Genomic DNA, 12,845 nt, shown 5'->3' on the forward strand with positions numbered 1-12,845 from the left:
GGGAACCGGACCTGACGGCCTAGTAGTAGGTGCTCGAGGTGCCCGCGATCGCGATCGCCAGCACCACGAAGACGACGTAGAAGATCACGAGCAGCACGCCGAGCCCGGTGAAGACATAGCTCAGGATGAGGCCCGCCTTCGCGAGCCCCCGGCCCTGCTCGCCGGTGCGGTCGATCTGCTTCAGCGCGATGTGCCCGGTGACGATGCCCGCGATCGAGAACACGAACGCCAGGATGATCGTGATGATCGCCAGCGTGTTCATCGGCGGGGTCGCCGGTGCCTGGTAGCCGTAGTACGGCTGCTGCTGCTGCGGCGGGTAGCCGGGCGGCGGGGTCTGCTGCTGGCCGTAGCCCTGCTGCGGCGCCTGACCGTACGCGGGCGGCGGGGTCTGGCCGTAGCCCTGCTGCGGCGGCTGCTGCTGGGGCGCCTGAGGTGGCGGCGCCGACTGGTAGCCGCCGACAGGGGGCTGCGGAGGCTGCGGGGCCTGCGGGGTGACGGGCGGGACGGGCGGTTCTCCGGCGGCCGGAGGGGTGGTGTCGCTCACGGAGTGACCCTTTCCTGTGGCGGCAGGCCGGCGGCGCTGCCTCGATCGTTAACAGCGTAGGCGCAGGCAGCCGGGAGCCGCCTGCGCCCGACGGCTCAGTAGGTGGTGACCGTGCCCTGGCTCGCCGCGACCGCGAAGATCACGATGAACAGCACGATGTAGAACACGATGGTGACCGCACCGATGATGATGGCGGCGAGCGCCAGGCCGCGACCCTTCTCACCGGTCTTCTTGATCTGGCTGAGGGCGATGGCGCCGAGCACGATGGCGATGACGTTGAACGACAGCAGCGAGATCACGAAGGCGACGATCGCGAGGACGTTCCACTTCTGCTCGGCGACGGGGCCGGCGGCGTAGGCGGGAGGGGTGGGGTTCGTCACGAGGGGGCTCCAAGGTTGCCGGTAGACAGGGACGGCACCTATCGTGGCGTGGCCGTGAGAATCTGTCAATCTCAGCGACGCTCCGTGACCCGACGAGCGGCGCCGCGACCCGACGCGGCGCGACGCGGCCTCAGGCCTCCGCCGGCAGCTCGTCGACCTGGATCTCGGTGACCGGCAGCGTCGAGTCGGCCCCGAAGCCGAGCCCGCTCGGCCGGTGCCCCGCCGCCACGAGCTGGGCGCCGAGGGCGGCGATCATGGCACCGTTGTCGGTGCACAGCGACAGCGGGGGGATGCGCAGCTGCACCCCCTGGGCCGCCGCCCGCTCGGCGGCCGCCTCCCGCACGCGGGCATTGGCGACCACACCGCCGCCGAGCAGCAGCCGCGGGATGCCGAGGTCGGCGCAGGCCCGGAACGCCTTGGTCAGCAGCACGTCGACCACGGCCTCGCGGAAGCTCGCGGCGACGTCGGCCACCGGCACCTCCTCGCCCGCGTCCTGGGCCTTCTCGACCCAGCGCGCCACGGCGGTCTTCAGCCCCGAGAACGAGAAGTCGTACCGGTGCCGCTCCAGATCCTTCGGCAGCATCAGTCCGCGGGGGAAGCGGATGGCCGTCGGGTCGCCGCCCACGGCCGCGCGGTCGATCTGCGGCCCGCCCGGGTAGGGCAGCCCCAGGATGCGCGCGACCTTGTCGAAGGCCTCCCCCGCGGCGTCGTCGATGGTCTCGCCGAGCAGCTCGACGTCGCCGACGAGATCACGCACGACGAGCAGCGAGGTGTGCCCGCCCGAGACGAGCAGCGCCACGGTCGGGTACTCCAGCGGCTCGGCGTCGAGCACGTCGGCGCCGACGTGGCCCACGAGGTGGTTCACGGCGTACAGCGGCTTCCCGGTCGCGACCGCGAGCGCCTTGGCCGCGCCGACCCCCACCATCAGAGCGCCCGAGAGACCGGGGCCGCTGGTGACGGCGATCGCGTCGAGCTCGTCGAAGCCGACCCCCGCCTCGGCGAGCGCCGCCTCGAGCGCGGGGTTCATCGCCTCGAGGTGGGCGCGGGCCGCGACCTCGGGCACGACGCCCCCGTAGCGGGCGTGCTCGTCCATCGACGAGGAGATCACGTTGGCCAGCAGCGTGCGCCCCCGCACGATGCCGATGCCGGTCTCGTCGCAGGAGGTCTCGATGCCGAGCACCAGGGGCTCGCGGGTCATGCGCTGGTCCTTCCGGCGGGGCGGCCGAGCTCGGCCCGCATCACGACGGCGTCGACACCGTCGGGCTGGTAGTAGTTCGGGCGCACGGCGATGTCGTCGAAGCCGAGCGAGCGGTAGAGGCCGTGGGCGACGGGGTTGTCGGCGCGCACCTCGAGGAAGATCTGCCGTGCCCGGCGCCGGGCGGCCTCGGCCATCAGCTCGGTCATCAGCGCGCGTCCGAGGCCGTGGCCACGATCGGCGGGGTCGACGGCGATGGTCTGGATGTCCGCGTCGGAGGATCCCTCCGGGCAGAGCAGCCCGGCGTAGCCGGCGAGCCCGCCGTCCGCGCGCACCGCGACGAGGTAGTGGCAGAACGGGCTGACGATCTCGCGCTGCATCGAGTCACGCGACCAGGCGTCGGAGGTGAACGACGACTCCTCGAGCGCCATGATCGCATCGAGGTCGGCCTCGGTCGCAGCGCGCAGCACGGGTGCCGCGTCGGTCATCGGGTCACCCGCTTGCGCGCCCCCGGCACGGTCACGTCGGGCGAGCGCAGGTAGAGCGGCTCGGTGTACTCCACCGGCAGCCCGGCCGCGCGGCGGATGAGCGCGGCGCGGCCGAGCGCTCCGGCCGAGACCTGGGTGGCGTCGATCCGCTCGAAGTCGGGGTAGGGCAGCTCGTCGGGGCGGCAGAGTCCGGGTCCGTCGGTGCGGGAGGCCCCGTCGGCGCCGAGGTCGTAGCTCGACCAGTAGAGCTCGCGGCGGCGAGCATCCGTCACCACCAGGAGCGGCCCCCGGGTGCCGGCCGACCACTCGTCGAGCGCCACCGCGTCGTGACTGACGGCGGGCGTCAGGGGGCGGCCGATGCCGAGCGCGAAGGCGCGGGCGGCGGCGATACCGACCCGCAGCCCGGTGAACGGCCCCGGCCCCATTCCGGCGACGACCTCGTCGAGCCGCGCGGGCTCGACGCCGGCCTCGTCGAGCACCTCGGCGATCATCTCGCCGATCACCTCGGCGTGGCGCATGGTGTCCTCGGTGGAGCGCTCGGCGAGCACCAGATCGCCGTCGACCACGGCGACGGACGTCCCGGCTGAGGTGTCGATGGCGAGAAGCACCTCACGAGCCTAACGCGCCTCGACGAGGCGGCGGCCGGATGCCCGCCCGGCACCCGAGCCCGGGCCTACGCCCAGCGCCCGCCCACCGCGATCAGCGCGACCTGCCGCGGCTCGATGGGCTCGACGCCCTCGTCGGGGTCGTCCGCCGAGTCGGCCTCGCCACCCGCGCCGTCAGCCGCCCCGTCACCCGCCCCCTCGCCCGCCCCGTGCGGCCGGTCGATCGTGATCGACAGCCACGACTCCGCCAGCGCCTCGATCAGCCCGGCGCCCCACTCCACGACGACGACCGAGTGGTCGAAGTCGATGTCGAGGTCGTCGAGCTCGAGCGCGCTGCCGAGCCGGTACGCGTCGACGTGCACCAGCGGCGCCCCGCCCACCAGCGACGGATGCGTGCGCGCCAGCACGAACGTCGGGCTGGTCACCGGTCCGCGCACGCCGAGGCCCTCGCCGAGACCGCGGGTGAACGTGGTCTTGCCCGCCCCGAGGTCGCCGGTGAGCAGCACCAGGTCGCCCGCGCCGAGACGTCGCCCGACCTCGACGCCGAACCCGTGCATCCGCTCGGGATCGTCGACGGTGAGGGCAGCCGAACCCGGGCCGGAACCCGCCGGAACCGATGCGCCGACCGCGGCCGCCAGCTCGGCGAACCGCCCCGCCCCGCTCATCGCCCGGCTCCGCCCGGTGCGCCCTCCACGTGCACCCGCTCGACGCGGGCGCCGATGCGCGCCACGATCTCGTCGCCGATGGTGTCGGCGAAGCCCGCCCACTCCTCGGCGGTGGGCTCACCGCGGTCGCCCTCGCCGAACACGACGACCTCGTCGCCCGGCTCGACCGGGTGGTCGCCCACGTCGACCACGAACTGGTCCATCGCGATGCGCCCGGCGATCGGGTGCCGCTGCCCGTCGATCCACACCGAGGCGCGCCCGCTCGCGATGCGCGGGATGCCGTCGGCATAACCCAGCGGCACGAGCGCCAGCGTCGTCTCGCCCTCGGTGCGATACGCGAAGCCGTACGAGACGCCGTGCCCCGCGGGCACCCGCTTCACCGACGCCACGGGGGCGGTCAGCGTCATGACGGGCCGCAGCCCCAGGTCGCGCGCGCTCTCGTCGTCGAACGGCGACACCCCGTAGGCCGCGATGCCGAACCGCACCATGTCGAGCCGCGCCTCGGGCATCCGGATGCCCGCCGAGCTCGCCGCGAGGTGCAGCTTCTCGAACCGCGCCCCGAGCCCCTCGGCGACCTCGACCGCGCGGCGCAGCTTGCCGAGCGCGACCTCGTCGTCTTCGGGCGAGGCGTCGGCGAGGTGCGACCAGGCCGCGTAGAGCTTCACGGCCCCCGCCCGGTCGTGCTCGAGCGCCGACGTGACGAGCAGAGGCCAGTCGGCCTCGGTGGCCCCGTTGCGGCTGAGCCCGGTGTCGATCTTGAGGTGCACGCGGGGGGCGACGGATGCGCGGGCCGCCGCGATGGCGTCGAGCTGCCACACCGCCGAGATGCCGAGGTCGATGTCGGCCTCGGCCGCCTCGCCGAACAGGGCGTCGGGGTCGTGCATCCAGGCGAAGATCGGCGCCGTGATGCCGGCCTCACGCAGCGCCAGCGCGGCCGGGATGTCGAGCACGGCCAGCGAGCTCGCGCCCGACTCCAGCGCGGCACGGGCGAGCGGCACCATGCCGTGACCGTAGGCGTCGGCTTTGACGGCGAGCATCGTCTCGGCCGGCTTCGCCAGCTCGGACAGCGTGCGCACGTTGTGCCGGAACGCGTCGAGGTCGATCACCGCGCGTCGCGCCGGAACGGCTCCGGAGTGCTCGCTCATGACTCCACCCTCTGCACGCGCCGGCCGAGCCGGGTGACGATCTCGTAGTTGATGGTCGAGGCGGCCTCGGCCCAGTCGTCGGCCGAGGGGAAGCCCTCCGCCGGGTCGCCGAACAGCACGACCCGGTCGCCGACGGCGGCCTCGTGCTCGCCGAGGTCGACGACGAACTGGTCCATCGCCACCCTCCCGACGATCGGATGCACCCGGCCGTCGACCCAGACGCTGCCCGTGTTCGAGACGTGCCGCGGGATGCCGTCGGCGTAGCCGAGCGGCACCAGGCCGAGCCACGAATCGGCACTCGGCCGGTAGGTGTAGCCGTACGACACCCCCGTGCCGGCGGCCACCCGCTTCACCGAGATGAGCCGGCTCTCCACCCGCATCGCGGGCACGAGCCCGAGCGCGGCCGAGTCGGCGTCGTCGTAGGGCGACAGCCCGTAGAGCCCGATGCCGAGCCGCACCAGGTCGAGTCGCGTCTCGGGCAGCCGCAGCGCCCCGGCGGTCGAGGCGAGGTGACGGATGCGCGGCTGCAGTCCCGCCGCCCGCGCCAGCGCGGTCGCCTCCTCGAACGCCGCCAGCTGGGCGCGGTCGTCGCCCGGCCCCGTGTTCGAGAGGTGGCTGAACAGGCCCTCGACCCGCACCCGCCCCTCGGTCTCGAAGGCCCGAGCCGTGTCGAAGAACTCCGCCCAGTCGGCACGCGCGGCACCGTTCCGGCCGAGCCCCGTGTCGATCTTGAGGTGCAGCACCGCGGGCGACCCGGCGGATCCCGCCTCGGCGGCCCGCTCGAGCTGCCACCCCGTGCTGATGCCGAGCGTCACACCGCCGTCTACGGCGCTGCGGAAATCGGGGTCGGCGTCGTGCAGCCATGCCAGCACGGGCGCGTCGATGCCGGAGGCCCGTAGCGCGAGCGCCTCGGCCACGTCGGCGACCCCGAGCATCGTCGCTCCCCCGGCCAGCGCGGCGCGGGCGGCGCGCTCGGCGCCGTGCCCGTAGCCGTCGGCCTTCACGACGGCCATCACCGCGGCCGGAGCCACGAGCTGCGCCACCGTCTCGGTGTTGCGCCGCAGCGCAGCCACGCCGACGTGCGCGCGCCGGAGTGCGGGCACGGGCACGCCCGACCCGTCAGCCGGCCCGCTCACGCGGCACCGCTCTCGGCGACGACGAACGCCATCGCGTTGCCGCCGTCGTGCGTCATGCTCAGGTGCAGGTGCGCCGCTCCGAGCTCGGCGAGCGCCGCCGCCACCCCGCCGGCCACGGCGAAGGCCGGGTTGCGGTCGTCGTTCGAGACGATCTCCATGTCGTGCCAGCGGAACTCGGTCGAGTGCCCGACGGCCTTGATCAGCGCCTCCTTGGCGGCGAACCGTGCCGCCAGCGAGCGCACCGGAAGCCCGCGCTCCCCCTCGGTGAACAGCCGCTCGCGCAGTCGCGGAGTCTTCTCGAGGGCGCGCTCGAAGCGGGCCACGTCGACCAGGTCGACTCCGACACCGACGATCACGCGGGCCTACTCGACCGTGACCGACTTGGCGAGGTTGCGCGGCTGGTCGACGTCGAGCCCCTTCGCCGTGGCGAGCTCCATCGCGAACAGCTGCAGCGGGATGACCGTCAGCAGCGGCTCGAACAGCGGGGCCGCGAGCGGGATGCGGATGACCTCGTCGGCGAACGGCAGCACGGCCACATCGCCCTCCTCGGCGATCGCGAGGATGCGGGCGCCGCGGGCGCGGATCTCCTGGATGTTCGAGACGACCTTGGCGTGCAGCGAGTTCGGGTCGCGCGGGCTCGGCACGATGACGAACACGGGCTGGCCGGGCTCGATCAGCGCGATCGGGCCGTGCTTCAGCTCGCCGGCGGCGAAGCCCTCGGCGTGGATGTACGCCAGCTCCTTGAGCTTGAGTGCTCCCTCGAGCGCGATCGGGTAGCCCACGTGGCGGCCGAGGAAGAGCACGGCACGGCTGTCGGACATCCACTTCGCCAGCTGCGTGATCTCGGCGCCGTTGCCGAGCACCTGCTCGATCTTGGCGGGGATGCTCTGCAGCTCGGCGAGCTGGTGCGCCGACACCTCGGGGTCGAGCGAGCCGCGCACTCGGGCGAGGTGCAGCCCGAAGAGGTAGAGCGCGGTGATCTGCGCGACGAAGGCCTTGGTCGAGGCGACCGCGACCTCGGGGCCGGCGTGCGTGTAGACCACGGCGTCGGACTCGCGGGCGATCGTGGCGCCCTGTGTGTTGCAGATGGAGAGCGTACGGGCCCCGTTCGCGATGGCGTACTTGACGGCCATCAGCGTGTCCATGGTCTCGCCCGACTGGCTGATCGACACCACGAGGGTGCGCTCGTTCAGCACCGGCTCGCGGTAGCGGAACTCGTGCGAGAGCTCGACCTCGACGGGCACACGGGCCCACTTCTCGATGGCGTACTTGCCGACGAGACCGGAGTAGCTGGCGGTGCCGCAGGCGATCACGATCACGCGGTCGATGCCGGCGAGCATCTCGTCGAGGCCCTCGAGCTCGGGCAGCACGGCCTGGCCGTCGACCACGCGGCCGAGGATCGTGTTGGCGACGGCCTCCGGCTCCTCGCTGATCTCCTTGGCCATGAAGCTCGACCAGCCGCCCTTCTCGGCGGCCGACGCGTCCCACGACACCTCGAACTCGTGCGTCTCGACGGGCTCGCCGTCGAAGTCGGTGACGGTGACGTCGGCGGCGGTGATGACCACGATCTGGTCCTGGCCGATGGCGAGCGCGCGGTGCGTGTGCTCGACGAAGGCGGCGACGTCGCTGCCGAGGAAGTTCTCGCCCTCGCCCAGCCCGATCACGAGCGGGGAGTTGCGGCGGGCGCCCACCACGACGCCGGGCTCGTCCTGGTGCACGGCGAGCAGGGTGAAGGCGCCGTCGAGGCGCGAGACCACGCGGCCGAGCGCTGCGGCGAGGCCGCCGCCGGCCTCGTACTCGCGGCCGAGCATCTTGGCCGCGACCTCGGTGTCGGTCTCGCTCTCGAACTCGAAGCCGTCGTCGAGGAGCTCCTGCTTCAGGACGGCGAAGTTCTCGATGATGCCGTTGTGGATGAGCGCGATGCGACCGTCGGCCGAGAGGTGCGGATGCGCGTTGCCGTCGGTCGGGCCGCCATGCGTCGCCCAGCGGGTGTGCCCGATGCCCGTCTGGCCGTCGGCCATCGGCGAGGCCTCGAGGTCGTCGGCCAGTACGGCGAGCTTGCCCGCGCGCTTACGGGTCGAGAGCGTTCCGTCGGTGCCGATGACGGCCACCCCGGCCGAGTCGTAGCCGCGGTACTCCAGTCGACGCAGCCCGCCGAGGAGCACCTCGAGACTGCTGTTGCTGCCGACGTAACCCACGATTCCACACATGGGCCCGAGTCTATCCGAGGCCACTGACGCCACCCTGACAGCGCCGCCCGGTGCAGAATAGGAGTCCTATGCCCGATTCCGCTCCGAACGGCCTCGCGCAGTTCAGCCCCTTCACCGAGTTCGATCGGGCGCACTGGGCGGCTCTGGCGCCGTCGACCCCGCTGCCCCTGTCCGAGACCGAGATCGTGCAGCTGCGAGGCCTCAGCAACCCCCTCAACCTGCGAGAGGTCGACGAGGTCTACCTGCCGCTGGCGCGCCTGATCAACCTCTACGCCACCAGCGCGAAGCAGCTGCACCGCTCGACCACCGACTACCTCGGCGAGACCTCGAAGAGCACGCCCTTCGTGATCGGCATCGCCGGCTCGGTCGCGGTCGGCAAGTCGACGACCGCCCGTCTGCTCCGCGAGCTCCTCGCCCGCTGGTCGGACACGCCCCGGGTCGAGCTCGTCACCACCGACGGCTTCCTGCTGCCCAACGCCGAGCTCGAGCGGCGCGGGCTGATGCAGCGCAAGGGGTTCCCCGAGTCGTACGACCGACGCGCGCTCCTCCGCTTCGTCACCGCCGTCAAGAGCGGCAACCCCGAGGTGCGCGCCCCCTTCTACTCCCACCTCAGCTACGACATCGTGCCCGAGGCGCAGATCGTCGTGCGCCAGCCCGACATCCTCATCGTCGAGGGCCTGAACGTGTTGCAGCCGCCGGCGAGCAACCGGCTTGCGGTGAGCGACCTGTTCGACTTCTCGGTCTACGTGGATGCCCGCACCAACGACATCGCCGACTGGTACGAGACCCGTTTCATGGCCTTGAAGGACGGTGCCTTCGCGAACCCGAAGTCGTACTTCCACCGGTACGCCAGCCTGTCCGACGACGAGGCGCGTCAGACGGCCCGGTCGATCTGGCGCTCGATCAACCTGCCGAACCTGCTCGAGAACGTGCTCCCGACGCGCTCCCGCGCCACCCTCGTGCTGCGCAAGGACGCCGACCACCGCGTCAGCAAGGTGCTCCTCCGCAAGCTCTGACCCGCGGGGTCGAGCGCTAGAGCGAGCGCTCGACGCCCGTGGAGAGGCGCTGGCGCACGACCTCGGCGAGCGACTCCGCGATGCGGTCGGCCGTGGCCTGGTCACCGGCCTCGACCATGACGCGCACGAGCGGCTCGGTGCCCGACGGGCGCAGCAGCACGCGGCCGGTCTCCCCGAGGTCGGCCTCGGCCTCGGCCACGGCGTTCGCGAGCACGGCGTCGTTCTGCACCCCGTCGCGGTCGACGCCGCGCACGTTCACGAGGGTCTGCGGGTAGACCTTCATGACGGCCGCCAGCTCGGCGAGGGTCTTGCCGGTCGCGGCCATCCGACTCACCAGCTGCAGGCCGGTGAGGATGCCGTCGCCGGTCGTGGCGTGGTCGGCGAAGATGATGTGGCCCGACTGCTCGCCGCCGAGGCTGAGACCGCGCTCGTTGATGGCCTCGAGCACGTAGCGGTCGCCCACCCGCGTCTCGAGCATCTCGATGCCGTGGTGCGCCATGGCGACCTTGAGCCCCAGGTTCGACATGACCGTGGCGACGAGGGTGTTCTCGCGCAGCTGGCCACGGTCGGACTGGGCGAGCGCCAGGATCGCCATGATCTGGTCGCCGTCGATGACGTTGCCGTCGGCGTCGACCGCGAGGCAGCGGTCGGCGTCGCCGTCGTGCGCGATGCCGACGTCGGCGCCCGCCGCCACGACCGCCTCGGCGAGCTGGCCGAGGTGCGTCGAGCCGACGCCGTCGTTGATGTTCATGCCGTCGGGATCGTTGCCGATCACCGTGATGCGTGCCCCGGCCTGGTTGAAGGCCTCGGGCGAGACGCCGGCGGCCGCGCCGTGGGCGCAGTCGAGCACGACGTGCAGGCCGTCGAGCCGGTGCGGCAGCGTGGTCAGCAGGTGCAGCACGTACCGGTCTTCGGCATCGGCGAAGCGCCTGATGCGACCGATGTCGCCGCCGAGCGGGGTGAGCTGCGGATGCTCGAGAGCCGCCTCGATGGCGATCTCGACGTCATCGGGCAGCTTCTTGCCCCCGGCGGCGAAGAACTTGATGCCGTTGTCGGGAGCCGGGTTGTGCGACGCCGAGATGACGACGCCGAAGTCGGCGCCGATGTCGGCGATCAGGAACGCGGCCGCCGGGGTCGGCAGCACTCCGGCGTCGAGCACGTCGACGCCGGAGCTCGCGAACCCCGCCGAGACGGCGGCCGCGATGAAGTCACCGGACTGACGGGGGTCGCGGGCGACCACGGCGACCGGTCGTCGACCGGCATCCCGGGCCGCGGCACCAAGGACACGGGCGCCTGCCTGCGCGATGCGCAGGGACAGGTCGGCCGTGACGTCTTGGTTCGCGAGCCCACGCACCCCATCGGTGCCGAAAAGGCGAGCCATAGGCTAAGCGTAGAGCCGAAGAGCGATCAGCGCTTCGAGAACTGCGACGCCTTACGGGCCTTCTTGAGACCGGCCTTCTTGCGCTCGATGACGCGGGCGTCACGAGTGAGGAAGCCGGACTTCTTGAGCTGAGCGCGGTTGTTCTCGCGGTCGATCTCGTTGAGCGCACGCGCGATGGCGAGGCGCAGGGCGCCGGCCTGGCCGGAGGGGCCACCGCCGGTGATCTTCGCGACGACGTCGTAGGAGCCGATCAGGTCGAGCACCTTGAAGGGGTCGGTGATCAGCTGCTGGTGCAGCTTGTTCGGGAAGTAGTCCGCGAACTCGCGGCCGTTCACCACGAGGGTGCCGGCGCCGGGAACGAGGCGCACGCGGGCGATGGCCTGCTTGCGACGGCCCACGGCTGCGCCGGAGACGTTGAGGACGGCACGGGGGGCGCGGGGCGCCTCGTCGGCCGGGGTTTCGGTGGAGTAGCTCTCGGGAGCCACGTCAATCTGGTCTGCGATCTTCGCCACGGTACTGATGAGTCCTTTGTCTGAGTCTGCTGAACGAACGCGGGACGCTACTGGGCGACCTGGTCGAGGATGAAGGGGGTCGGCTGCTGTGCCGCGTGGGGGTGCTCGGGGCCTGCGTAGACCTTGAGCTTGCGGAACTGGTCACGACCGAGGGAGGTCTTCGGCAGCATGCCGCGGATCGCCTTCTCGACGGCGCGCTCGGGGTTCTTCTCGAGCAGCTCGGCGTAGCCGACGGCGCGCAGGCCGCCCGGGTAGCCGGAGTGACGGTAGGCCTTCTTCTGGGCCAGCTTGGAACCGGTGAGCGCGACCTTGTCGGCGTTCACGATGATGACGAAGTCACCCATGTCCATGTGCGGGGTGAAGGTGGCCTTGTTCTTGCCACGGAGGATGGCGGCCGCGTGGGTGGCCAGTCGACCGAGGACCACGTCGGTGGCGTCGATGACGACCCAGCCGCGCTGGACCTCGCTTGCCTTGGGGGTGTAAGTGCGCGTCACAGTAGTGCTGCTTTCTTGTTCGAGTGAGGAGTTCGTGAATCCCGCTCCGGTGGGTCTTGCGAACTGGATCAGACGCAAGGCAGCCGATGGAGGGCTCAACTTCGGGTGAACGGCACGAGGCGCAGACACCAAAGATCAAGAATAGGCGATACCACCCACCCGGTCAAATGAGCTCGCGACGCGCCCTCGTCCGTTCGGCCCGGCCGGCCAGCTCGGCGGCCTCCGGATAGCCCACCTCGGTGAGCACGAGCCCCTTGGCCGGCATCACGAGGAAGGCGCCGGTGCGCATCCGCTCGTCGCGCAGCCGCACCAGTTCCTCGCCCGTCAGCGAGCCGTCGCCGACCGACACCGTGCCGCCCACGAGCGAGCGCACCATGCTGTGGCAGAACGCGTCGGCCTGCAGCGACGCCACCAGCACCCCGTCGGGGTCGCGCCGCCAGCTGAACGACTGCAGCGTGCGGATCGTCGTCGAGCCCGCCCGCGGCTTGCAGAAGGTCGCGTAGTCGTGCAGCCCGAGCAGGGCCCGCGCGGCCGTGTCCATGGCCTCGAGGTCGAGGGCGACCGGATGCCGCACCGTCGTCCTCCGCAGCAACGGGTCCCGGCGGCCGTCCACGTCGCTGACGCGGTACTCGTACCGTCGCCACACCGCGGAGAACCGCGCGTCGAACCCGGACGGGGCGACCGTCGACCCCAGCACCACCACGTCGCTGTCCGCGCCGAGGATGCCGTTCATCCGCTGTCCGAGGAGGGCGGCGAGGGTCGCGGGCTCCATGCTGCGGGCGTCGTCGCCGCGGCGGCGGAGGCTGCGGAGCTGGGCGTCGTTCAGGTCGAGATGCGCCACCTGCCCACTGGCGTGCACCCCCGCATCCGTTCGCCCGGCGACCCAGAGGTGCGGCGCGGGCGGGTACCGGCGGAACAGCGTGGCGAGCACCTCCTCGAGCACGCCCTGCACGGTGCGGAGCCCGGGCTGTCGCGCCCAGCCGGAGAAGTCGGTGCCGTCATAGGCGATGTCGAGGCGGAGCCGCCACTCCCCCGTCGTCGAATCCACGGCAGCCAGTCTACGACGAAGGCCCC

At 72.0% G+C, this 12,845-nt stretch carries 15 protein-coding genes; 1 reads left to right on the plus strand and 14 read right to left on the minus strand.

Annotated features, from left to right (window positions below):
- Positions 1 to 19: 19 nt before the first annotated feature.
- The 10 genes from ITJ64_RS19240 to glmS all read right to left on the minus strand — a co-directional run bounded on the left by ITJ64_RS19240 (position 20) and on the right by glmS (position 8,368).
- The gene (locus ITJ64_RS19240) at positions 20 to 544 is read right to left on the minus strand and encodes a DUF4190 domain-containing protein (RefSeq protein ID WP_194679248.1); all 525 of its coding nucleotides are present in this window, start codon (positions 542 to 544) and stop codon (positions 20 to 22) included.
- A gap of 95 nt (positions 545 to 639) precedes the next feature.
- A complete protein-coding gene (locus ITJ64_RS02560) occupies positions 640 to 924 on the minus strand; it encodes a DUF4190 domain-containing protein (RefSeq protein WP_173183373.1) in 285 nt (94 codons plus the stop codon).
- 130 nt (positions 925 to 1,054) lie between these two features.
- Positions 1,055 to 2,122, minus strand: a complete 1,068-nt coding sequence (gene tsaD / locus ITJ64_RS02565; protein ID WP_194679249.1) for a tRNA (adenosine(37)-N6)-threonylcarbamoyltransferase complex transferase subunit TsaD — start codon at positions 2,120 to 2,122, stop codon at positions 1,055 to 1,057.
- Positions 2,119 to 2,607, minus strand: coding sequence for a ribosomal protein S18-alanine N-acetyltransferase (gene rimI, locus ITJ64_RS02570; RefSeq protein ID WP_194679250.1), 489 nt, complete (start codon positions 2,605 to 2,607; stop codon positions 2,119 to 2,121). The genes tsaD and rimI overlap by 4 nt, the downstream gene beginning before the upstream one ends.
- A complete protein-coding gene (gene tsaB, locus ITJ64_RS02575; RefSeq protein ID WP_194679251.1) occupies positions 2,604 to 3,215 on the minus strand; it encodes a tRNA (adenosine(37)-N6)-threonylcarbamoyltransferase complex dimerization subunit type 1 TsaB in 612 nt (203 codons plus the stop codon). The genes rimI and tsaB overlap by 4 nt, the downstream gene beginning before the upstream one ends.
- A 65-nt stretch (positions 3,216 to 3,280) precedes the next feature.
- Positions 3,281 to 3,769 carry a tRNA (adenosine(37)-N6)-threonylcarbamoyltransferase complex ATPase subunit type 1 TsaE gene (tsaE, locus tag ITJ64_RS02580; protein ID WP_228507964.1) on the minus strand — a complete coding sequence of 163 codons (489 nt, stop codon included), beginning with the start codon at positions 3,767 to 3,769 and terminating at the stop codon, positions 3,281 to 3,283.
- 104 nt (positions 3,770 to 3,873) lie between these two features.
- The gene (gene alr, locus ITJ64_RS02585) at positions 3,874 to 5,022 is read right to left on the minus strand and encodes an alanine racemase (RefSeq protein WP_194679253.1); all 1,149 of its coding nucleotides are present in this window, start codon (positions 5,020 to 5,022) and stop codon (positions 3,874 to 3,876) included.
- Entirely contained in the window at positions 5,019 to 6,158 is a 1,140-nt protein-coding gene (alr, locus tag ITJ64_RS02590; protein ID WP_370545003.1) for an alanine racemase, read from the minus strand. Before alr (ITJ64_RS02590) ends, alr (ITJ64_RS02585) begins: the two co-directional genes overlap by 4 nt.
- On the minus strand, positions 6,155 to 6,514 hold the full coding sequence (locus ITJ64_RS02595) for a holo-ACP synthase (RefSeq protein ID WP_173183368.1): 360 nt from the start codon (positions 6,512 to 6,514) through the stop codon (positions 6,155 to 6,157). The genes alr (ITJ64_RS02590) and ITJ64_RS02595 overlap by 4 nt, the downstream gene beginning before the upstream one ends.
- A gap of 6 nt (positions 6,515 to 6,520) precedes the next feature.
- Entirely contained in the window at positions 6,521 to 8,368 is a 1,848-nt protein-coding gene (gene glmS / locus ITJ64_RS02600; RefSeq protein ID WP_194679254.1) for a glutamine--fructose-6-phosphate transaminase (isomerizing), read from the minus strand.
- Positions 8,369 to 8,436: 68 nt separating this feature from the next.
- On the opposite strand from glmS, the gene coaA reads away from it, so the two are divergent.
- Entirely contained in the window at positions 8,437 to 9,384 is a 948-nt protein-coding gene (coaA, locus tag ITJ64_RS02605; protein ID WP_194679255.1) for a type I pantothenate kinase, read from the plus strand.
- Between the two features lie 16 nt (positions 9,385 to 9,400).
- On the opposite strand, the gene glmM is transcribed toward coaA, so the two are convergent.
- The 4 genes from glmM to ITJ64_RS02625 all read right to left on the minus strand — a co-directional run bounded on the left by glmM (position 9,401) and on the right by ITJ64_RS02625 (position 12,819).
- On the minus strand, positions 9,401 to 10,765 hold the full coding sequence (glmM, locus tag ITJ64_RS02610; protein ID WP_194679256.1) for a phosphoglucosamine mutase: 1,365 nt from the start codon (positions 10,763 to 10,765) through the stop codon (positions 9,401 to 9,403).
- Between the two features lie 26 nt (positions 10,766 to 10,791).
- Positions 10,792 to 11,277 (minus strand): 30S ribosomal protein S9, encoded by a 486-nt coding sequence (rpsI, locus tag ITJ64_RS02615; RefSeq protein WP_173183364.1) that lies wholly within the window; start codon positions 11,275 to 11,277, stop codon positions 10,792 to 10,794.
- A 47-nt stretch (positions 11,278 to 11,324) separates the two neighbouring features.
- Positions 11,325 to 11,771, minus strand: a complete 447-nt coding sequence (rplM, locus tag ITJ64_RS02620) for a 50S ribosomal protein L13 (protein WP_194679257.1) — start codon at positions 11,769 to 11,771, stop codon at positions 11,325 to 11,327.
- A 163-nt stretch (positions 11,772 to 11,934) separates the two neighbouring features.
- Complete coding sequence (locus ITJ64_RS02625; RefSeq protein ID WP_194679258.1) at positions 11,935 to 12,819, minus strand: tRNA pseudouridine synthase A; 885 nt, start codon at positions 12,817 to 12,819, stop codon at positions 11,935 to 11,937.
- Positions 12,820 to 12,845: the final 26 nt, after the last annotated feature.

Source organism: Herbiconiux sp. VKM Ac-1786, from assembly GCF_015350805.1.
Taxonomy (GTDB): domain Bacteria; phylum Actinomycetota; class Actinomycetes; order Actinomycetales; family Microbacteriaceae; genus Herbiconiux.